The organism is Microbacterium sp. IO18, from assembly GCF_049099505.1.
GTDB lineage: Bacteria > Actinomycetota > Actinomycetes > Actinomycetales > Microbacteriaceae > Microbacterium > Microbacterium aurugineum.
In genome coordinates this window covers 366,580-386,070 of the sequence record NZ_JBMJAF010000002.1, presented here as the reverse complement: position 1 = coordinate 386,070, position 19,491 = coordinate 366,580, and the positions used below count along the sequence as shown (strand labels likewise).

General features: G+C 69.0%; 20 protein-coding genes and 1 tRNA gene. 16 read left to right on the top strand and 5 right to left on the bottom strand.

Features of this window, described 5'->3' with window-relative positions; genetic code table 11:
• Window positions 1-45: 45 nt before the first annotated feature.
• On the top strand, window positions 46-1,770 hold the full coding sequence (gene poxB, locus ACLF6J_RS13510; RefSeq protein WP_134352067.1) for a ubiquinone-dependent pyruvate dehydrogenase: 1,725 nt from the start codon (window positions 46-48) through the stop codon (window positions 1,768-1,770).
• 8 nt (window positions 1,771-1,778) lie between these two features.
• On the opposite strand, the gene ACLF6J_RS13505 is transcribed toward poxB, so the two are convergent.
• Both ACLF6J_RS13505 and ACLF6J_RS13500 read right to left on the bottom strand, forming a co-directional pair.
• On the bottom strand, window positions 1,779-4,583 hold the full coding sequence (locus ACLF6J_RS13505; protein ID WP_134352066.1) for a hypothetical protein: 2,805 nt from the start codon (window positions 4,581-4,583) through the stop codon (window positions 1,779-1,781).
• A 23-nt stretch (window positions 4,584-4,606) separates the two neighbouring features.
• Entirely contained in the window at window positions 4,607-6,430 is a 1,824-nt protein-coding gene (locus tag ACLF6J_RS13500; protein WP_166804656.1) for an HSP90 family protein, read from the bottom strand.
• Window positions 6,431-6,625: 195 nt separating this feature from the next.
• On the opposite strand from ACLF6J_RS13500, the gene ACLF6J_RS13495 reads away from it, so the two are divergent.
• From ACLF6J_RS13495 to ACLF6J_RS13455, 9 genes are all read left to right on the top strand, one after another.
• Window positions 6,626-6,698, top strand: a tRNA-Trp gene (locus ACLF6J_RS13495).
• A gap of 40 nt (window positions 6,699-6,738) precedes the next feature.
• Window positions 6,739-7,011: a preprotein translocase subunit SecE gene (gene secE / locus ACLF6J_RS13490; protein ID WP_017201518.1), complete on the top strand. Its 273-nt coding sequence runs from the start codon at window positions 6,739-6,741 to the stop codon at window positions 7,009-7,011.
• Between the two features lie 42 nt (window positions 7,012-7,053).
• A complete protein-coding gene (gene nusG, locus ACLF6J_RS13485) occupies window positions 7,054-8,088 on the top strand; it encodes a transcription termination/antitermination protein NusG (protein WP_047522345.1) in 1,035 nt (344 codons plus the stop codon).
• A 315-nt stretch (window positions 8,089-8,403) separates the two neighbouring features.
• The gene (gene rplK, locus ACLF6J_RS13480; protein ID WP_033106100.1) at window positions 8,404-8,835 is read left to right on the top strand and encodes a 50S ribosomal protein L11; all 432 of its coding nucleotides are present in this window, start codon (window positions 8,404-8,406) and stop codon (window positions 8,833-8,835) included.
• A gap of 11 nt (window positions 8,836-8,846) precedes the next feature.
• A complete protein-coding gene (rplA, locus tag ACLF6J_RS13475; protein ID WP_047522875.1) occupies window positions 8,847-9,536 on the top strand; it encodes a 50S ribosomal protein L1 in 690 nt (229 codons plus the stop codon).
• A 186-nt stretch (window positions 9,537-9,722) separates the two neighbouring features.
• Window positions 9,723-10,544: an amino acid ABC transporter substrate-binding protein gene (locus ACLF6J_RS13470; RefSeq protein ID WP_134352065.1), complete on the top strand. Its 822-nt coding sequence runs from the start codon at window positions 9,723-9,725 to the stop codon at window positions 10,542-10,544.
• Window positions 10,545-10,547: 3 nt separating this feature from the next.
• Window positions 10,548-11,213 (top strand): amino acid ABC transporter permease, encoded by a 666-nt coding sequence (locus ACLF6J_RS13465; protein ID WP_047522873.1) that lies wholly within the window; start codon window positions 10,548-10,550, stop codon window positions 11,211-11,213.
• The gene (locus ACLF6J_RS13460; RefSeq protein WP_047522872.1) at window positions 11,200-12,003 is read left to right on the top strand and encodes an amino acid ABC transporter ATP-binding protein; all 804 of its coding nucleotides are present in this window, start codon (window positions 11,200-11,202) and stop codon (window positions 12,001-12,003) included. The genes ACLF6J_RS13465 and ACLF6J_RS13460 overlap by 14 nt, the downstream gene beginning before the upstream one ends.
• A 39-nt stretch (window positions 12,004-12,042) precedes the next feature.
• Window positions 12,043-12,399 carry an iron chaperone gene (locus tag ACLF6J_RS13455; protein WP_134352063.1) on the top strand — a complete coding sequence of 119 codons (357 nt, stop codon included), beginning with the start codon at window positions 12,043-12,045 and terminating at the stop codon, window positions 12,397-12,399.
• Between the two features lie 6 nt (window positions 12,400-12,405).
• On the opposite strand, the gene ACLF6J_RS13450 is transcribed toward ACLF6J_RS13455, so the two are convergent.
• A complete protein-coding gene (locus ACLF6J_RS13450) occupies window positions 12,406-13,068 on the bottom strand; it encodes a LysE/ArgO family amino acid transporter (protein WP_134352061.1) in 663 nt (220 codons plus the stop codon).
• A gap of 70 nt (window positions 13,069-13,138) precedes the next feature.
• Between ACLF6J_RS13450 and ACLF6J_RS13445 the strand changes: the two genes are divergently transcribed.
• Window positions 13,139-14,083 carry a LysR family transcriptional regulator ArgP gene (locus ACLF6J_RS13445; protein WP_205802390.1) on the top strand — a complete coding sequence of 315 codons (945 nt, stop codon included), beginning with the start codon at window positions 13,139-13,141 and terminating at the stop codon, window positions 14,081-14,083.
• On the opposite strand, the gene ACLF6J_RS13440 is transcribed toward ACLF6J_RS13445, so the two are convergent.
• Both ACLF6J_RS13440 and ACLF6J_RS13435 read right to left on the bottom strand, forming a co-directional pair.
• Complete coding sequence (locus tag ACLF6J_RS13440; RefSeq protein WP_134352057.1) at window positions 14,022-14,510, bottom strand: MarR family winged helix-turn-helix transcriptional regulator; 489 nt, start codon at window positions 14,508-14,510, stop codon at window positions 14,022-14,024. The genes ACLF6J_RS13445 and ACLF6J_RS13440 overlap by 62 nt on opposite strands.
• The gene (locus ACLF6J_RS13435; protein ID WP_134352055.1) at window positions 14,497-16,218 is read right to left on the bottom strand and encodes an MDR family MFS transporter; all 1,722 of its coding nucleotides are present in this window, start codon (window positions 16,216-16,218) and stop codon (window positions 14,497-14,499) included. Before ACLF6J_RS13435 ends, ACLF6J_RS13440 begins: the two co-directional genes overlap by 14 nt.
• 274 nt (window positions 16,219-16,492) lie before the next feature.
• Here ACLF6J_RS13435 and ACLF6J_RS13430 point away from each other — a divergent pair, with 274 nt between their 5' ends.
• Genes ACLF6J_RS13430 through ACLF6J_RS13410 form a run of 5 tightly spaced genes read left to right on the top strand, consistent with a single transcriptional unit; the run spans window position 16,493 to window position 19,488 of the window.
• On the top strand, window positions 16,493-17,119 hold the full coding sequence (locus ACLF6J_RS13430) for a SipW-dependent-type signal peptide-containing protein (protein WP_134352053.1): 627 nt from the start codon (window positions 16,493-16,495) through the stop codon (window positions 17,117-17,119).
• Between the two features lie 8 nt (window positions 17,120-17,127).
• Complete coding sequence (locus tag ACLF6J_RS13425; protein ID WP_134352051.1) at window positions 17,128-17,745, top strand: SipW-dependent-type signal peptide-containing protein; 618 nt, start codon at window positions 17,128-17,130, stop codon at window positions 17,743-17,745.
• On the top strand, window positions 17,742-18,368 hold the full coding sequence (locus ACLF6J_RS13420; protein ID WP_244093488.1) for a signal peptidase I: 627 nt from the start codon (window positions 17,742-17,744) through the stop codon (window positions 18,366-18,368). The genes ACLF6J_RS13425 and ACLF6J_RS13420 overlap by 4 nt, the downstream gene beginning before the upstream one ends.
• Window positions 18,365-18,997 carry a hypothetical protein gene (locus tag ACLF6J_RS13415; RefSeq protein ID WP_134352049.1) on the top strand — a complete coding sequence of 211 codons (633 nt, stop codon included), beginning with the start codon at window positions 18,365-18,367 and terminating at the stop codon, window positions 18,995-18,997. The genes ACLF6J_RS13420 and ACLF6J_RS13415 overlap by 4 nt, the downstream gene beginning before the upstream one ends.
• On the top strand, window positions 18,994-19,488 hold the full coding sequence (locus ACLF6J_RS13410) for a hypothetical protein (RefSeq protein WP_134352047.1): 495 nt from the start codon (window positions 18,994-18,996) through the stop codon (window positions 19,486-19,488). The genes ACLF6J_RS13415 and ACLF6J_RS13410 overlap by 4 nt, the downstream gene beginning before the upstream one ends.
• Window positions 19,489-19,491: the final 3 nt, after the last annotated feature.

Here is a 19,491-nt window from a genome sequence, read left to right as displayed (position 1 = left end):
GCATGAGATCTCCTTCGTGTGGGTGCCCGGGCGTAGGGTCGAAGCATGGCCAACGTCGCTGAGAACATCGTCAAGACTCTGCACGCCAATGGGATCGACCGGGTCTACGGCATCCCCGGGGATTCGCTGAACGGCTTCACGGACGCCCTGCGCAAGGACGGCACGATCCGATGGGTGCACGTGCGCCACGAGGAGTCCGCCGCGTTCGCCGCCGCTGCGGATGCCGCCACGACGGGAGAGCTCGCGGTCGTCGCAGGATCCTGCGGGCCGGGCAACCTGCACCTCATCAACGGACTGTACGATGCGAACCGCTCGCGTGTGCCGGTGCTCGCCATCGCCGCGCAGATCCCCACCACCGAGATCGGCACGGGGTACTTCCAGGAGACGCATCCGCAGGAGCTCTTCCGCGAGTGCAGCGTGTACGTCGAGTACGTCGCCGACCCCGCACAGATGCCGCGCCTGCTGGAGATCGCCATGCGCGCCGCGATCGAGGAGCGCGGCGTCGCGGTGCTCGTGATCCCGGGGGACGTCGCCCTCGCCGACATCGCCGACGATCGCGCCGTCGTGATCGAGCGCAGCCATCCCGTGATCGTGCCGAGCGCTGCGGAGCTCGAGAAGGCGGCGACGCTGCTGAACGCGGCGAACAGCGTCACGATCCTCGCGGGTGCCGGTGTGGAGGGCGCCCACGACGAGGTCATCGCCCTCGCCGACACGCTCGGCGCGCCGATCGTGCACGCCCTCCGCGGCAAGGAGTTCATCGAGTACGACAACCCCTTCGACGTCGGGATGACGGGGCTTCTGGGCTTCGCCTCCGGATTCCGCGCGATGGAGGCCGCCGACGCCCTGCTCGTGCTGGGCAGCGACTTCCCCTACGAGCAGTTCTATCCGGACGGTGCGAAGACGATCCAGGTCGACATCCGGGGTGCACAGCTCGGGAAGCGGCATCCCCTCGATCTGGGGCTGGTCGGTGACGTGCGCGCGACCGCCGATGCCCTGCTGCCGCGTCTGGCACGCAAGGACGACCGGAGCCACCTCGATGACGCCACCGCCCACTATCGCAAGACGCGCAAGAAGCTCGACGAGCTGGCGGTGCCCGCGAAGGGCGACCGCCCCATCCATCCGCAGTATCTGGCTCGGCTCCTGGACGAGTACGCGACCGACGACGCGATCTTCACCGCCGACGTGGGGTCACCGACCGTGTGGGCGGCCCGCTACCTGTCGATGACCCAGGACCGCCGGCTGATCGGTTCGTTCACGCACGGCTCGATGGCCAATGCGCTGATGCACGGGATCGGGGCGCAGGTGGCCCACCCCGACCGACAGGTCGTGGCCCTCGCGGGTGACGGTGGTCTCTCGATGATGCTCGGTGAGCTGCTGACCCTGACGCAGAACGAACTGCCCGTGAAGACCATCGTGGTCAACAACTCGTCGCTGAACTTCGTCGAGCTCGAGATGAAGGCCGCGGGCTTCGTGACGTACGGGACCGGATTGGAGAACCCCAGCTTCGCCGCGATCGCCGAGGCGATGGGGATCTTCGCCCGTCGTGTGGAGCGCAGCGAGGATCTGCCGGAGGCCGTGCGCGAGGTGCTCGCCCACGACGGCCCCGCCCTGCTGGACGTGGTGACGGAACGGCAGGAGCTGTCGATGCCGCCCGCGATCGAGGCCGCCCAGGTCAAGGGCTTCGCGCTGTACGCGATCCGCACGGTGATGTCCGGGCGCGGGGACGAGCTCCTCGATCTCGCCAGGGCGAACTGGCGCCAGTTCTTCTGAGCGGGCGCTCAGCTCTCCAGGTGCGAACGGATCTCGGCGGCTTCACCGTGCCGACCGAGCGACTCGAAGACGTTGCCGAGTTCGAGTGCGGCCACCTGCAGCAGGGGAGGGTGGCCGGCGGCGTGCTCGATCGCACTGCGGTAGACGGGTACCGCATCGGCTGACCTGTCGTTTCCGGCGAGCACGCGTCCGGCGAACAGCTCAGAGCTCCCTGCAGAGCCCAGGTCTCCGAGCGCGGCGAACCCGTCGGCGGCGGTGAGCGCGGCCGCGACCGCCTCGTCGATCCGGCCGAGCTCGGCGAGAGCGCGACCGCGCGAATCCGTGACATCGGCGAGGAGCCACGCCGCCTCGTGCTGCTGCGCGAGCGCGGCGACCTCGTCGAAGAGCGCGAACGCCCGCTCGTCACCACGACCGCCGTACGCCTGCCCGAGACTGTGCAGCACCTCGGTCAGCGCTCCGACGGCGTCGGGTGCGCGGCGCACGATCTCGGCGGCCGCCTCCAGCAGCCCGATCGCGTCCTCCTGTTCGTCGAAGCGTGCGAGGATCTTGGCCTGCTCGGTCATCGACATCGCCTGATCGGCGTGCTCTTCGGCCTGGCCGAACAGTTCGGAGGCGTAGCCGTGCGCCCCGACGGCCTGGCCGAACTCACCGGCCGCGCCCAGGGCGCGGGCCAGCATCGATGCGGTCATCGCGCGGGAGCCGGCGGCCACCTCCGCGATCTCCTCCCGCTGCAGCACGTCGCCGAACAGCTCCGCCGCTTCCTCCGCATCCCCGACCCGCAGCATGGCGCGCGCGAGACGGAAGTCCACCCCGGTGGAGTCGCCCCCGGCCTCTCCGGCGATCCGCGACGCGAGACGGTAGCGCGAAACGGCCTTCTCGGGCTCTTCCGCGTCCTCCCAGAGGGCCCCGGCGAGCAGGTGCGCATCGCCCAGCGCGCGGGTCGCTCCCAGCTCGGCGAGCAGCCGGCAGACCTCGTCCGCATCCGTGGCGCCTTCGACGTAGCTGTCGGTGCCGCCGCGCACCCGCGCCCTGATCTGCAGGGCCTGTGCCCGGTGCCCGGTGCTGAGGTCGTCCTGGGCGAGGAAGCGGTCGAGCAACGTGATCGCCGGTTCCAGGTCGCCCTTGCTGAGCACCGCCGAGATCGCCAGCAGGGTCGTGGTGTTCGAGAGGCGAACGTCCTCGGCCTCGGCGAACGAGCGGGCGGCGACCTCTGCGAGATCCAGTGCCGCATCCGCCTCACCGGCCTGCAGGTGCAGTGCGGCGCGGCTGATCGCGAGGTCACCGCGCGACCAGGCGGGAAGCGAAGCCGAAGCCGCGTCGGAGATCGCCTCTTCCAGCGCGGCGGTCGTCTCAGGGGTGTTCAGCCCGAAGGTCGCGAGCTCCAGGCGTTCCTCCAGTGCGGCTTGCTCGTCGCGACCGGCGGCCCGGAGCGCGGCGATGCGCTCGGGCAGCAGCTGCAGGGCCTCCTCGGCGCGGTCGAGGGCGATCAGGATGCCCAGACGCATCGACAGCAGCTGGGCGCGCTTGTCGGGGTCCTCCACCGCGAGCGCCCGCGGAAGAGCGTCGAGGGTCTCGTGCTCGGCCCCGAACTGGGCGAGCTGCATCGCGCGCTCGAACCAGCCGTCCGCATCCACCGGGGCGGCGGACGGGGTCGGGGCGACGAACGCATCCGAGCGGATCGGCACGTCGTACTGCTCCGTGGCGAGGGCGCGCATCCGGTCCAGACTGCGGGCGTGTCCCCGGGTCCCGTCCCGCTCGTCGAACGCGGCGCCGATCCGCTCTGCGGCGGACCAGGCCGCCGCGGCGAGGTCGGTCGCGCTCCAGGGACCGTCGTGCGCGCCGAACAATGGGACGAGGGAGGGAGCGTCCGCACCGCGCACGGGGGTGTCGCCGTGCCCCGCGGCGGTGACCCGGTCCAGGGCCACGGCGAGGGCGGCGAGGGCGGCGAAATGCGCGTCGACGTTCAGTCCGTCGTGCGCCAGCCAGGCGATGTGCTTCTCCACCATGGCGAGTGCCCGCGCCTCGTTGCCCGTGATCGCGGCGAAGACGATGTTGTTGGCCACGATGCGGAGGTTGTCCGGGTTGTCCTTCGCCAGGCGGTAGCTGCGCAGGTGGGCGGTCTTCGCCTCCGCCGGGCGGCCGGCGCGGAGGTAGGGGAGCAGGGCCCGGGAGAGCGCATGCTCCGGCTCCTCGCCGCAGGAGAAGCCGCCCTCGATCATCTCCTCGACCAGCCGGATCGCCTCGTCGTCGCGGTCGGTGTCCGCATAGAAGCCGGCGACCTGACTGCGACCGCAGGCGTCGCAGTGACTGTGGTCGTCGCGGGGAGTGGCCTCGAGCTGCACGCGCAGCGCCTCGGCATCGTCCATGCGACCGGCGTCCCACGCATCCTCGAAGCGTGCGGTGAGCACGCCGCTCAGGCCGAGTCCGGCGGCGCGGTAGTGCGCCTCCATGTCGTCCAGCACGGCGGCGATCTGCTCCTGCGAGAACGCGGGCGAGGACCGCAACGAGGAGGCCATCCACTTGAACTGCCACATCAGGTCGGCGCCGCCGTTGTCGAGGTCGGCGGGGAACCGCTGCGGATCCGCGTCATGGTGCGCGAGGCACCACGCGAACGAGTTCAGCATCACGTCGGTCGCGCCGCCCATGTTGGCCGAAGCCGTCTGCCGCATCCGCGCCTCGTACTCGAGGCGCTCGTCGCCGACCTCGATCGCCAACGCCACGGCTTCCGCGACGAGGGCCTGCTCGGCGGGGCCCCAGGGCGTGCGATCGATCTCCTCGAGCAGCTGCTGGAAGCGCTTCTTCGGACGTGCCATGGACGGAACCCTTCGATGGAGAGTCAGCGGACGTCGTCGAAGGGGATCTGATCCCCTTCGAGGCCGGCCGAGAGCGAGACGAGATCGGCGAGCGCGCTCGTCATGAGCGCGCGGTCGGCGTCGGCGAGCGGATGGTGCCCGGCGAGCAGTGCCTGGATGTAGAGGAGCTGCACCGTGCGGGCGAACACGGCGTCGTCGTGCACGCGCACCAGCGCGCGGACGACACGGTTCGACCAGTTCAGGCACAGACGGGCACGGAGATCTTCCTGGCGTCCGGACGACAGCGTCCGGTCGATGCGGTCCAGCACCCCGCCCCAGAGCGCCCCGGTGACGCCCTTGGTGCGGCCGCGGTCGATCGCGCGCAGCACCTCGGGGTCGGCGACGTAGAGCCCTGCGAGGTCGGGGCGGTCGATGGAGCGCACCACCACGGAGCATCCGGATGCCGTGAGCACGGCCTCGGCGCGGGCCTCCAGGGCGACGGCGGCATCGCGGTCGTCGAGCGGCGGAGGATCGAGGCGGTCCAGCTCGGCGGTCACATCGACCTGCTCGACCGTGACGTGCGGGTACAGGTCGGGAAGCATCCGGATCAGGTCGGCGTCGTAGAGATACCCTCCGTTGACCAGTACCTCGCCGCCGGGGGAGATGCCGGCCACCTGGCGGAACTCGTCCACGGTGTTCGCGTACCGGATGTGCGGGTGACGCTCGACGAGGTCGCCGATCCGGAGGGTGCCGTGCGTCGTCTCGACGGTCAGCCAGCGGGAGATGAAACGGGCCAACTCCTCGTCGTGGCGGACGAGCGACTTCAGTCCGACCTCGTGCACGGCGACGAACTGCGCCAGGCGGTGCGGCTCGCTCAGCCCGAGCTCGAGCACCCAGCGGCGGATGCCGGCGCCGAGCTGCTCGCGCACGCGCTCCAGGGCCTCGTCCTCGACGAGCGACTCCCGGCTCGCGGTGGGTGCGAGCCCGGTGGAATCCACCACGGCGCGGACGAAGAAGGCCCACTCGGGCAGCACATCGTTGACGCGCTCGGAGAGCAGCATCCGTCCCAGATACATGCGCGTCGCCTGACGTGCACCGGGAGGCGGGGCGTAGGGCAGCACGTAGGCGAGGCCGCGGGTGCCGGTGGCCGGCTCGCTCAGCTCGATGACATCGAGAGGGCCGGTCCCGAGGAGGTCGCGTCCGTAGCTCACGGCGGCCTCCGGGTCCTGCGCGGCGTCGAGGAAGGGCGCGTCGCGGGTGATGTCGATGTCGCCGGAGGCGGTGTCGATCGTGACCCGCACCGGCAAGAACTCCCCGAACGTCGTCGCCAGCTCGTGCACGCTGGCCGGGCGCAGCAGGTCTCCGGCGTCGAAGCGCGGGACGAGATGCACGCTGGTGCCGATCGGCAGCTCCTCGTCGATCTCGGCCACCTGGAACGTGCCGTCCGCGCTTCCCGTCCACTCCACGGAGGCCCCGCCGCGGGCGCTGCGGGAGCGGATGACGATCGTGTCGGCGACCATGAAGCAGCTCAGCAGTCCGATGCCGAACTGTCCGAGGTAGTCGCTGCGCGGCAGGTCGAAGATGTCGCGCTTGGAGCTTCGGCCGACGGTCGCGAGCAGATCGGCGACCTCGGTCACGGTGAGCCCCACGCCGTCGTCGCGCAGCACGAACTCGCCGCTCTCGGCGGTCAGCGGAGTGATCCGGATGCGTCCGCCCCCGCCGTCGACCTCGCGACGCGCCGTGATCGCGTCGCGGGCGTTCTGCAGAAGCTCCCGCAGGTACACCCGGGGGCTGGAGTAGATGTGTCGACTGAGCAGATCGACGACTCCGCGCAGATCCACCTGGAACTGCTGCACTTCAGCGCTCACCGGCGCTCCCTCCTCCTGCACACGCTCGCCGAGCCTAACAAGAACACGCCATCGCGATCCCGGTTCGGCGCGACCGGATCGATGCCGTATGCTTGTGGGGCAGTTGTTGTCTGCATTCTTTCGCCATGCCTGGGGTTTCCCGACCACGGTCACGGCGGCAGAATGGGGAAAACACCCCGAGACCTCCCGGTCTCTAGGGCGGTAGCTCAATTGGCAGAGCAGCGGTCTCCAAAACCGCAGGTTGCAGGTTCGATTCCTGTCCGCCCTGCGCGTCAGCGCAACGCTGACACACGAAAGGTACATTCAGGATGGATCAGGACGAACCGCGCGGCGAGGTCGTCGCGGCCGGCGCCACCCGCGAGAAGAAGGGCAACCCCTTCTCCCGGTTCTTCGGGAGCATCGCCCTGTTCATCCGCCAGGTCATCGCCGAGCTCCGCAAGGTCGTCACCCCGACTCGCAAGGAGCTGTTCAAGTTCACCGGTGTCGTGCTCGTCTTCGTGATCATCGTCATGGGCATCGTCTACGGCTTGGACACGCTGTTCGCATTCGTGACGCACTGGGTGTTCGGAATCCCTGGCTGATGACCCCCGCGGCTCACGCCGCAGCTATGGAGAAGAAGCAACGTGTCTGAACGATATTCCGACGACGCCGACTGGGCGACCGCCGCAGAGCAGTCCAGCGAGGAGGACGAGGCCCAGGAGGGCAACGTCCTCGCCGCGGAGGAGCTCTCGGTCACCTCGGCCGAGCACGTCGCGGTCCACGTCGAAGGCGAAGACGGCGAAGAAGACGGCACGGAAGACATCGACATCGACATCGACGACCCGGAGGCGGACGCGATCGTGAACGACGCTCTCAACCTGGACGAAGCGGCAGAGTCTGAGGCTGCCGCTGAGGTCCTCAACGAATCTGTGGCCGAAGAGGCCGCCGACCACGACGCGGCTGCGGCCGAAGAGGTCACCCCCTACGACGGTCCCGAGGTCGGTGCCGATGAAGTCCAGAGCGACGAGGACTCCGCGGCGGACGAGGGTGCGGAAGAAGACCCGTACGAGGCCTTCCGTATGGACCTGCGTATGCTCCCCGGCAAGTGGTACGTCATCCACTCCTACGCCGGTTTCGAGCGCAAGGTGAAGGCCAACATCGAGCAGCGCAAGTCGACGCTCGAGGTCGAGGACGAGATCTACCAGGTCGAGGTCCCGATGGAAGACGTGGTCGAGATCAAGAACGGCCAGCGCAAGATGGTCACCCGCGTGCGCATCCCCGGCTACGTGCTGGTGCGCATGGAGCTCACGGAAGACACCTGGTCGGTCGTGCGTCACACCCCGGGTGTCACCGGCTTCGTGGGCAACGCTCACAACCCGACGCCGCTGCGCTTCGAAGAGGCCTTCAACATGCTGAAGTCGCTCGTCGAGGTCAAGGACGTCCCCACGGCCAAGAACATCGCGTCGAAGGGCGGCGTCGCCGTCGCTCGTCCGCTCCCCGCCGAGGTCGACTTCGAGGTCGGCGAGACCATCACGATCAAGGAAGGCTCGTTCGCGGGGCTTCCCGGTTCGATCAGCGAGATCAAGCCCGAGAGCGGCAAGCTCACGGTCCTCGTCTCGCTCTTCGAGCGCGAGACCCCGGTCGAGCTGTCGTTCGACCAGGTCACCAAGATGGTCTGACGCACACATCCTTCACGAGAACGGCCGTCCCTTTCGGGGCGGCCGTTCTCGCGTCCCCCCGTCCCCCGGATGCGGGATCAAAAACGCGCCCGGGAACCCTCCGCGAGAAACGTTTTCGATCCCGCATCCGGCGATCCGGGGGCGATCCGGGGGCGGGGGCGGGGGCGGGAACGGAACGGGAGGGGGCGGGGGATGAGGTAGGATTGTGTGGTTTGTGTGCCGCTTCGGCGTGCGCAGAGACGACCACGGTTCGGAAACGCCGGATCTGTGGGAGAAGCGGATGCTCCGGTATCCGATTCGATGAAAGGAAAGAGAATGGCACCGAAGAAGAAGGTGACCGGCCTGATCAAGCTTCAGATCAACGCCGGTGCAGCCAACCCGGCGCCGCCGATCGGCCCCGCGCTCGGTCAGCATGGCGTCAACATCATGGAGTTCTGCAAGGCGTACAACGCCGCGACCGAGTCGCAGCGCGGCAACGTCATCCCCGTCGAGATCACCGTCTACGAGGACCGCAGCTTCACGTTCATCCTGAAGACCCCGCCCGCCGCGGAGCTCATCAAGAAGGCCGCAGGCGTCGCGAAGGGTTCTTCGACCCCGCACACCGTCAAGGTTGCGAAGATCACCAAGGACCAGGTCCGTCAGATCGCAGAGACCAAGCAGGCCGACCTGAACGCGAACGACGTCGAGGCCGCTATCTCGATCATCGCCGGCACCGCCCGTTCCATGGGCATCACGGTCGAGGGCTGAGGAGAATAATCATGGCTACCAAGTCCAAGGCTTACAAGGCTGCCGCCGAGAAGATCGAGGCAGACCGTTTCTACACCCCGGCCGAGGCCGTCGCCCTCGCGAAGGAGACCGGCTCGTCGAAGTTCGACTCGACCGTCGAGGTCGCGCTGAAGCTCGCTGTCGACCCCCGCAAGGCGGACCAGATGGTGCGCGGCACCGTCATCCTGCCCCACGGCACCGGTAAGACCGCCCGCGTCATCGTCTTCGCCACCGGCCCCGCGGCCGAGGCAGCGATCGCCGCAGGTGCGGATGAGGTCGGCGGCGCCGAGCTCATCCAGAAGGTCGCCGATGGCTGGACCAACTTCGACGCCGCGGTCTCCACCCCGGAGCTCATGGGCCAGGTCGGTCGTCTCGGAAAGGTGCTCGGACCGCGCGGTCTGATGCCGAACCCGAAGACCGGCACCGTGACCCCGAACCCGGCCAAGGCCGTCGAGGAGATCAAGGGCGGAAAGATCGAGTTCCGCGTCGACAAGCACGCCAACGTGCACTTCGTCGTCGGCAAGGCCTCCTTCACCGCAGAGCAGCTGGGCGAGAACATCGGCGCAGCGCTCGAGGAGATCGTCCGCCTCAAGCCGTCGAGCTCGAAGGGCCGTTACATCCAGAAGGGCGCCGTGTCGACCACGTTCGGCCCCGGCATCCCGCTGGACGTCAACGCCATCTGAGTCTGACTCGCAGAGAACGCCCCCGGGTTCGCCCGGGGGCGTTTTCGCGTCCCTGCACCCGGCTCCGCGTGTGCGGTGAAACGAAACGTCATCGGATGAGGGAAACCGGCGGCCCCCGCGTACTGTGAGGAAGTTCCCGCGCCGGTCACGTAAACTCGCACCGCGCTTCACACCCCAGGAGGGTCCATGTCCCGTCGTCTCATCGCCGTCACCGCACTCGTCGCCGCTGCCGCGGTGCTCACCGCCTGCAGCGGGTCGAGCACCCCCGCGAGTACTCCGGGCGGCGGAGAGGGATCCGCGAACGCCGACTTCGGGCTGGTGCAGGAGGGCACCCTCACAGTCGCGACCGAAGGCACCTATCGGCCCTTCAGCTTCCACGACGACGGCGGCGCGGGCGACCTCACGGGCTTCGACGTGGAGATCATCCAGGCCGTCGCCGACAAGCTGGGCCTCGAGGTGAAGTTCCAGGAGACGCAGTGGGATGCGATCTTCGCCGGGCTGGATGCGGGACGGTTCGACGTCATCGCGAACCAGGTGTCGGTCAACGACGAGCGCGAGGCGAAGTACCTCTTCAGCACGCCGTACACGGTCTCGCCCGGCGTCATCGTGGTGGCGGACGACGACGACTCGATCTCGTCCTTCGCTGACCTCGACGGCAAGTCCACGGCGCAGTCGCTCACGAGCAACTGGTATGAGCTGGCCACGGATTCGGGGGCCAAGGTCGAAGCGGTCGAGGGCTGGGCCCAAGCCGTCGAGCTGCTGCGCCAAGGGCGTGTGGATGCGACGGTCAACGACAAGCTGACCTTCCTCGACTACGAGACCACCAACAGCCCCACCGGCCTGAAGATCGCGGCCGAGACGGACGAGGCCGGCACCCAGGCCTTCGTCTTCACCAAGGACAAGGAAGCGCTGGTCGAGGCCGTCGACGGCGCGCTCGAGGAGCTCCGCGCCGACGGCACCCTGGCCGAGATCAGCGACAAGTACTTCGGCGAAGACGTCACGAAATAGCCGATGGAGAGTCCCTGGCAGCTGTTCCTCGATGCGCTCGGGCCGATCGCCTGGGCGGGTCTGACGGCGACGGTGCCGCTCGCGTTGCTGTCGTTCGCGCTGGGCCTCGCGATCGCGGTCGGTGTCGCTTTGATGCGGATCTCGGTGAATCCGGTGGTCGCGGGGGTCGCGCGCTTCTACATCTCCGTGATCCGGGGCACGCCCATGCTCGTGCAGCTGTTCGTGATCTTCTACGGCATGCCGTCGGTAGGGATCACGCTGGACCCGTGGCCGAGCGCGATCATCGCACTGTCGCTCAACGTCGGCGGCTACGGTGCCGAGGTCGTGCGTGCGGCGATCCTCTCCGTCCCGAAGGGGCAGTGGGAGGCCGCCTACACGGTCGGCATGAATCGCACGCGGACGCTCACGCGCATCATCCTGCCCCAGGCGGCGCGGGTGTCGGTGCCGCCGCTGTCGAACACCTTCATCTCCCTCGTCAAGGACACCTCTCTCACCTCGCTGATCCTGGTCACGGAACTGTTCAAGGTGGCGCAGCAGATCGCCGCGACGACCCTCGAGTTCATGGTGGTGTACCTCGCGGCCGCGCTGGTCTACTGGGTGTTCTGCCTGGTGCTCTCCTTCGGACAGAGCGCCCTCGAGAGGAGGCTCGACAGCCGTGTCGCCCACTGAGAACACCACCGACGCCCTTCTCACCGCCCGCGGCCTCCGCAAGAGCTTCGGTGACAACGAGGTGCTGCGGGGCATCGATCTGACGTTGCACCGCGGCGAGGTCGTCGTGCTCATCGGCCCCAGCGGTTCCGGCAAGACCACCGTCCTGCGAGCGCTCAACGGACTCGAGACCCCGGATGCCGGCACGATCGTGGTCGCGGGTGGCCCCGACCTCGACTTCGCCCCGTCGGCGAAGCCGTCGACGCGGGAGCAGAAACGCAAGCGGCTCGCGCTCCGGGACCGCTCCGCGATGGTGTTCCAGCATCACAACCTCTTCCCGCATCTCACCGTGCTCGAGAACGTCATCGAGGGGCCGTGGCGGGTGCAGGGGCGCCCCAAGGCCGAGGTCGTCGCCGAGGCGCTCGTGCTGCTCGACAGGGTGGGGCTGAGCGACAAGGCCGATGCGCGTCCGCATCAGCTCTCGGGTGGGCAGCAGCAACGGGTGGGCATCGTGCGTGCCCTCGCCCTCAAGCCCGACCTGCTGCTGTTCGACGAGCCGACCAGCGCGCTCGACCCGGAACTGGTGGGCGAGGTGCTCCTGGTCATCAAGGAGCTCGCGGACGAGAACTGGACGATGGCGGTCGTGACCCACGAGCTGAGCTTCGCCCGCGAGGCCGCGGATCATGTGCTGTTCATGGACGGCGGGGTGGTCGTCGAACAGGGGCCTCCCGCCGAGCTCTTCCGCGCGCCGAAGCACGAGCGCACGCAGCGTTTCCTCACGCGCATCCTGCGCCCGCTCGACGGCGCCTGACCGCTCGCGGTCGCGGGCGACGGCTGGAAGGATGACGTGATGGGCACCATCGACGACTACCTCGCTGAACTCGACGCCGCGGATCGTGAGGCGATCGACCGGGTCTACGCGGTCGCCCGCCGGGAGGTTCCGGATGCGGAACAGGGCAAGGGATACGGCATGCCGGCACTCGTGCACCGCGGCAAGGGACTCCTCTCGGTGATGCGCGCCAAGAAGCACATCGGCATCTACCCGTTCAGCCCGGACGCGGTCTCGGCGGTCGCGGGCCTGCTCGAGGGCAGTCCCGGGATCAGCGTCGACAAGGGCACCATCCGATTCCAGCCCGAGCATCCGATCCCGACCGCGGTGCTCGAGAGCCTCGTGAGGGCGCGGCTCGCACAGATCGACGGAGCGTGAACGCCGTCAGCCCCGAAGCACCGGAAGCACGAGACTGACCGCGATCGTGATCATCACCACGGCGATCACGGCATCGAGGATGCGCCAGGAGAGCGGGGTGCGCAGCCAGCGCCCCAGATAGCGTGCGCCGAAGCCGAGCGCGGTGAACCACAGGATGCTCGCGGCGATCGCTCCGGCGGCGAACAGCCAGCGGTCGTCGCCGTGCGTGGCCGCGATCGATCCCAGCATCAGAACCGTATCGAGGTACACGTGCGGATTGAGCCACGTGAGCGCGAGGGTCGTCAGGATGACCGGTGCCAGTCGTGGGCGGACGAGCGTCGACGTCGCGCTGTGGGGGAGCGGCGCGCTCGGATCCACGGCTTCCGTCCCGTCGACCCGGAGCTCCTGCCCGCCGCGCCACGCACGGCGTGCGGCGAGGACGCCGTAGGTCAGTAGGAACAGTGCGCCCGCCCACCGGGCCACGACCACGAGCCACGGGGCGGCCGAGAGGACGAAGCCCAGCCCCGCCACCCCGGCGGCGATCAGGGCGGCGTCGGAGGCGGCGCAGATGATCACGACGGCGAGCACGTGCTCGCGGCGGATCCCTTGGCGCAGCACGAAGACGTTCTGCGCGCCGATGGCGACGATGAGGGAGAGTCCGAGTCCGAGCCCGGCGAGGACGGTGAGCACGGGTTCAGCCTAGGAACCGTTGGACATGAGAGGAAGCGATGGTTTCTTCAGAACCATTAGTATCGCTAATGTGAGGATCGACCCGGAATTGGCCGCCACCCTCGCCGCGATCGTCGATGAGGGGACGTTGGACGCTGCATCGAGGCGTCTGCGGATCACGCCGTCCGCGGTGAGTCAGCGGCTGAAGATGCTCGAGCAGCAGCTCGGCCGGATCCTGCTCGTGCGCGCCAAGCCCGCGCGGGTGACGGAGGCGGGGGAAGCGGTCGTGCGGCTGGCGCGACAGGTCGCCCTGCTCGAACACGATGCTCTGCTCGGCGTGGGCATCGACGAGGCCGGCGGGACGCGTCGCATCAGCATCCCGCTGGCCGTGAACGCCGACTCGATGGCGACGTGGTTCCTCGCTCCGCTCGCGCGTCTGTCCGCCGGGCACGACATCGACTTCGATCTGCATCGTGATGATCAGAACTTCACCGCCAGATTGCTGGAGTCGGGCACCGTGATGGCTGCGGTCACCAGCGAGGCGGCGCCCGTCGCCGGGTGCTCGGTGTCGCCGCTCGGGGTGCTCGAATACCGGGCGATGGCGGAGCCGGGGTTCGCGGCGCGTTGGTTCCCCGAAGGGGTCACGACAGAGGCGTTGGGGTCGGCCCCCTTCGTGGACTTCGACCGTCGAGACACGTTGCAGCACGAGTGGCTGCGTGCGATGTCGGTCGGGCAGGAGGGCGTGCCACGGCACTACGTCCCCGCCTCGAACGACTACGCGCTCGCGGTCGGTCTGGGCCTCGGCTGGGGAATGGTCCCGCTGCTCCAAGAGCGACCGGGCCTGGTTCCGCTGGGCGGGCCGACTCTGCGCGTGGAGCTCTACTGGCAGCAGTGGAACCTGCGCTCGGAACTGCTCGACACCATCGCCGGGGAGGTCGCCGCCGAGGCCCGCCGTGTGCTCGGCGGCACCGGGGTCACGCAGACGGCTTCTCGTCCGGAGCCGCCCCGGAGGCCAGGGCGTGCAGCAGCCGGGTGAGGCTCCCGATGTCGGCGAGGCTCCACTCCGCGAGTGTCTCGAGCAACCGGCCCTCCTGCGGAAGTCGGGCGGCAGCGAGGCGCTGTGCACCCGTCGCCGTCAGCTGCAGCAGGAACGAACGGCCGTCGGTGGGATCCGCCGAGCGCTCGATCAGGCCGAGCTCCTCCAGCTCCCGCACCGTCCGGCTGACCTGCCCCTTGTCGATCAGCATCCGCTCGGACAGGGTCGACACCGTCACCATCTCGCAGCGCGCGATCGTGGTGAAGATCTTGTAGGCCCCGGGCAGCATCCCGGGGCTCACCCGGTTGGCGTTCTCGGTGATCACACGACGGAAATGCGTGATCAGTTCGCCGAACTCCGCTTCGAGGGCGCGGACCGCCTCGGCCCGCGCCTCCGGAGTGTCGAGCACGTCTTCAGCGGCCGGCATCGGATGCTGTATCGCCGCGGTCGTCGCCGGACCGGCTGATCGCGGTCACGGAACCGGTGGATGCTCCGGAGAGCGCCTCCGCGTCGGCGATCGCGACGTCTGCGGCATCCTCCACGGAAACGTCGGCCGCCTGCTTCCCGGAGGCATCCGCCCGAGCGCGCTCGGAGGTGGTCATCGTGGTGAGCGGACGGTTCGGAAGGAACAGGATCGCGATCAGGCTGATCACCGCGAGCGGGATGCCGATCAGGAACGCGTGCGAGATGGCCTGCGCGTAGAAGTCCTCGATGATCGAGCGCACGGGCTCGGGGAGGAGCCGGACCTGGGGAAGAGTCCCGGACGAGAGCTGTGCGGCGACCTCGGCGCCCTTGTCCCCGAGCTTCGCGATCGCCGCGCCGATGCGCTCCTTGCCGTCGGAGAACAGACCGGTGAGGCTGTTCGCGAGCACGGCGCCCATGACCGAAACGCCGATCGTGCCCCCGAGGCTGCGGAAGAACGTCACTCCGGAGCTGGAGACGCCCATCTCACTGGGCTTCGCGACGTTCTGGACGATGAGGACGAGGTTCTGCATCGTCATGCCGACGCCCGCGCCCATCACGAACATGTAGATCGAGACGAGGATGAAGTTCGTGTCGTAGTGCAGCGTCGACAGCATCACGGAGCCCGCGATCAGCAGCACCGAGCCGAGGATCAGGTACCCCTTCCACTTGCCGAAGCGGGTCACCAGCTGACCGACGACCATCGAGGAGATCAGCAGGCCCGCCATCATCGGCAGCGTCATCAGTCCGGCCTCGGTGGGGGTGGCGCCGCGCGACAGCTGCATGTACTGCGCGAGGTAGACCGAGGTTCCGAACATCGCGACGCCGATGGAGATCGATGCCAGCACCGACAGGGTGAACGTGCGGCCGCGGAACAGCGTGAGCGGGATGAGCGGCTCGCGCACCTTGAGCTCGACGATGATGAACGCGATGGTCGCGATGATCGCCGCGCCCACCATCAGCACGGTCTCGGTGCCCCACCAGTCGAAGGTCGAGCCTGCGTTGGTGATCCAGATGAGGATGAGCGAGACGGCGGCCGAGAGCAGCACGATGCCGACGTAGTCGATCGAGACCTTGCGCGTGCGCTCGGTGCTGATGCGCAGCGTCTTCTGCAGGATGATGAGGGCGGCGACGGCGAAGGGGAGCGCGACGAAGAAGTTCCAGCGCCAGTTCGCGACGTCGGTGATCCACCCGCCGAGCAGGGGGCCGCCCACGGTCGCGACGGCCATCACGGCGCCGAACAGGCCCATGTAGCGGCCGCGCTCACGCGGACTGATGATGTCGGCCATGATGACCTGGCTGAGGGCGGCCAGTCCGCCACCGCCGATGCCCTGGATGGCGCGGAACGCGATGAGCGTGTTCGTATCCTGCGCGAAGCCGGCGGCGGCCGTCGCGCCCACGAAGATGACGAGGGCGAGCTGGATCAGCAGCTTGCGGTTGAACAGGTCGGCGAGCTTGCCCCAGATCGGTGTGGAGATCGCCGTGGTGAGGAGCGTCGCGGTGATGACCCAGGTGTAGGCGGCCTGGTCTCCGCCGAGGTCGTGGACGATGACCGGCATCGAGGTGGACACCACCGTCGTCGCGATCATCGAGACGAACATGCCCAGAAGGAGCCCGGTGAGGGCCTCGAGCACCTGCCGGTGCGTCATCTTGACGGGGGAGTCCGTGGTCATGCGGGACCTTTCGCTGTCGTGAACGGGGATGCGGCGACGGCTCTGGCGCGCACGAGATGGTTGAACTGGGTCAACTATACGTCGATCGTTGATTTACGTCAACCATCTTGGACTGCGGAGCGACTGCGCGCGATGAGCGCGGAGCATGCGCGAAATCGCCTTGTCCTGCTCGGAGGCGTGGATGAGGATGAGGGCACAGCGGGGATGCGGGGCTTCTGAGGGGCAGCCGTTCTCAGACATCCACGCGATCGCCTGATTCCTGAGGGGGACACCGATGGCTAGCAAAGAGACACAGCGCAAGGTTCTCGCGGTCCTGGCAGGCGGACTCGTCCTCGGAGTGGGCGTCGCCGTCACACTCGCGGCGTGGAACGACTCCGAGTTCGCCAACGGCACCTTCACCGCCGGCGCTTTCAACCTGGAGGGATCGACGGACGGCACGACGTTCAGCGATCACAACACCGACGACGGAGATGCGGCGGCGACACTGGCGTTCAGCCTGCCGGCGGGGGTCGTCGACAACATGTCGCCCACCGACTCGGTCTACGCCGGCTTCTGGGTGCGGTTGGCGGCGGGGACGACGAGTGCGGCCGATCTCGAAGCCGACGGCACCACGGCTGACGCCGCCGGCACCTCCAACTCGGACCACCTGTCGTATCAGATCTATCAGCTCGCCCCCGGGGACACCTGTGACGCCACGACCGCCGTCGGCACGCCGATCGCGACGGGCGCCACCCTCGACGCGCAGACCGGGGTGACCGCGGTGGCGCTCGCTCCCGGGGCGACCGCGATCGATCCCGGCGTCGACGTGCAGCTGTGCATCAAAGTGACCGCGGACGCCGACCTCGAACCCTCACTGGTGACCGACGCCACGTGGAAGTTCACGGCGACGTCGACGAACTGAGTCCTCTGATGGTCACCCGCAGAGAGATGCGGGAGAAGCGGCGACTGCGCTCCCGTCGCATCCGGGCCCTCCTCGCGGGCGGACTGGTGCTCGGCGTCGGCGCGGCCGCGACCCTCGCCGCCTGGAACGACTCGGAGTACGGCGCAGCGACGTTCACCGCCGGACGGTTCGACATCGTCGGAGCTGCGGATGGGGCGACGTTCTCCAGCCACGCGACCACCGGCACGGCATCCACTCTGAGCTTCCAGCTTCCGCCCACCGCGATGGCGCCGGGGACGACGACCTATGCGCTGCTCAGCGTGAAGACCGCTGACCCGTCGGTGGCGGGGACCCTGCAGTTCACGGCCGGGACCCCCGGTGGCACCGGGTTGGCAGCGCATCTGACCTATGGGGTGCGCACGATCGCCGGGACCGCGTGCAATGCGACGACGTACGCCGCGGGAACCTCCGTCGTGACCGACGGCTCCGCCCTCACGGCAGGAGGCGCCTCGACCCAGGCGGTGAGCGCCAACGGTGCCGCGCAGGTCAACTACTGCATCGCCGTCACGCTGCCGACCACAGCTCTCAACGCCGCGCAGGGGCTCACGATGACGCAGACCTGGCACATCCAGGGGACGTCGTCGTGACGCAGCTGACCCGGCGCAGTGCGCGCGCGCAGGCGGAAGGGATTCGCGCGGACGACGGCGCCGACGTCCGGACCCCGGCACGTGTCCGAGCACGGCCCGGTCGGATGATCGGCGATGCGCTCCTCTGGCTCGCGGCGCTGGCCGGCGTGATCTGCATCGTGCTCGTGGTCCTGGCGTTCACGGCGCAGATCACCCTGATCCTGTTCCGAACGGGGTCGATGTCGCCCACGATCCCCGCCGGTTCCGTCGCAGTGGTGCAGCGGATCCCGGCGAGTGGGATCGAGGTCGGAGACGTCGTGACCGTGGACCGCGTCGGAGAGCTTCCGGTGACGCACCGCGTCACGACCATCGCACCCGGGGCCGGGCCTGAAGAGCGGATCATCACCATGCGCGGAGACGCGAACGCCTCGGAGGACCCCTTCCCGTACACGGTCTCCAGCGTGCGGATCGTCCTGTTCTCGGTCCCCGGCGTCGCGACGCTGATCGTCGGCATGGGCAACCCCGTCGTGCTCGGCACGCTGACCCTGGCGGCGACGACGGTGGTCGTCTGGGCGTTCTGGCCCCGCACGCATCGTCGTGCGGATCGGAGCGGTCGAATCGGAGCGGGCGGGAGGGGCGGATGAGGCGTGTCTTCGGGATCCTCACGATCGCGGCCGCCGCGGTCATGACGCCGAGCGCTGCCTGGGCGGCGCCGACCACGCAGGTCATCCAGGGAGAGGTGCTCCGCCTCGTCTCGGTGGCGGACTGGGATGCCGCGGCCGGCCTGCTTCCCGGGGCGCCGGTGCGATGGGACGTCGCTGTGAGCGCGGATGCTCCCGACCCCGGTGTGGTGCGGATCGGCGTGAGTGCGACCGGCACGGCCCGACTGCTCGTCGACATCTCGACGTGCTCGCGGGCCTGGCGCGATGCCGGATGCCCCGGGTCGGAGACGGTGCTGCGCACGGAGTGGCGGATTCCGCGGGACGGTGCGGTGGTCCCGCTCGCCGAGATCAGCGACGCCGACACCGCCCATCTGCGCCTCTCCGTCGCTCTCGACCCGGCCGATGGCGCGGGCAGCACCGACCTGCGCGTGATCGCGACGGCGGCGGGGGAGACCGCGGACGTCGGGCCCGGAGGAGGCCTCGCGAGCACCGGCCCCGTGCCCGGGGCTCGCTGGGCGGTCGTCGGCGGAGTGCTCCTCGCGGTGGGGGGCGGTGCGCTCGCCGTCCTGCGCCGGCGTCGGGCGGAGGCAGAACTGGGAGAGCGGCCATGAGAGGCGGGCGGCGGCGGATCCTCGCGGGCGCGGTCGGCGTCGCGATCCTGGTCGGAATCGCGTCGTTCCCGCCGGTGGAGTCGACCGAGGCGAAGTTCACCGACAGCGAGTACGGCGCGGGAGCCTTCACCGCGGCGACCCTCCCGACCCCGGTGGTCGCATCCTGCACGGTGACGAGTTTCCTCGGGACCTTCACCGGGTTCACGATCACGTGGACATCGCCCGCCGTGAAGCTCCGACAGCGCTTCTCCATCAACGGCGTCATCGTGGACAACACGAACGTCACGCAGACCGGGACCGGGCCGTACACGTACTCGTCGACGATCAGTTCCGGACTGCTGAACACGCTCCTGGGAAGCCTCCTGGGCTCGACCAACACGGTGAAGGTCGAGACCATCTACCCCGGAACATCGTGGGTCTCACCGGCGGCGACGCGCTCCCTGTCCGTCGGCGGACTGCTCGGGCTCGGCGGCAACAACACCTGCACCTGAGCC

Excerpts from the sequence above, each read along its gene's own strand:
- poxB (WP_134352067.1), top strand. The coding sequence starts at position 46 with ATGGCCAACGTCGCTGAGAACATCGTCAAGACTCTGCACGCCAATGGG.
- ACLF6J_RS13505 (WP_134352066.1), bottom strand. The coding sequence starts at position 4,583 with ATGGCACGTCCGAAGAAGCGCTTCCAGCAGCTGCTCGAGGAGATCGAT.
- secE (WP_017201518.1), top strand. The coding sequence starts at position 6,739 with ATGGATCAGGACGAACCGCGCGGCGAGGTCGTCGCGGCCGGCGCCACC.
- rplK (WP_033106100.1), top strand. The coding sequence starts at position 8,404 with ATGGCACCGAAGAAGAAGGTGACCGGCCTGATCAAGCTTCAGATCAAC.
- rplA (WP_047522875.1), top strand. The coding sequence starts at position 8,847 with ATGGCTACCAAGTCCAAGGCTTACAAGGCTGCCGCCGAGAAGATCGAG.
- ACLF6J_RS13470 (WP_134352065.1), top strand. The coding sequence starts at position 9,723 with ATGTCCCGTCGTCTCATCGCCGTCACCGCACTCGTCGCCGCTGCCGCG.
- ACLF6J_RS13465 (WP_047522873.1), top strand. The coding sequence starts at position 10,548 with ATGGAGAGTCCCTGGCAGCTGTTCCTCGATGCGCTCGGGCCGATCGCC.
- ACLF6J_RS13455 (WP_134352063.1), top strand. The coding sequence starts at position 12,043 with ATGGGCACCATCGACGACTACCTCGCTGAACTCGACGCCGCGGATCGT.
- ACLF6J_RS13440 (WP_134352057.1), bottom strand. The coding sequence starts at position 14,510 with ATGCCGGCCGCTGAAGACGTGCTCGACACTCCGGAGGCGCGGGCCGAG.
- ACLF6J_RS13435 (WP_134352055.1), bottom strand. The coding sequence starts at position 16,218 with ATGACCACGGACTCCCCCGTCAAGATGACGCACCGGCAGGTGCTCGAG.
- ACLF6J_RS13430 (WP_134352053.1), top strand. The coding sequence starts at position 16,493 with ATGGCTAGCAAAGAGACACAGCGCAAGGTTCTCGCGGTCCTGGCAGGC.
- ACLF6J_RS13425 (WP_134352051.1), top strand. The coding sequence starts at position 17,128 with ATGGTCACCCGCAGAGAGATGCGGGAGAAGCGGCGACTGCGCTCCCGT.
- ACLF6J_RS13415 (WP_134352049.1), top strand. The coding sequence starts at position 18,365 with ATGAGGCGTGTCTTCGGGATCCTCACGATCGCGGCCGCCGCGGTCATG.
- ACLF6J_RS13410 (WP_134352047.1), top strand. The coding sequence starts at position 18,994 with ATGAGAGGCGGGCGGCGGCGGATCCTCGCGGGCGCGGTCGGCGTCGCG.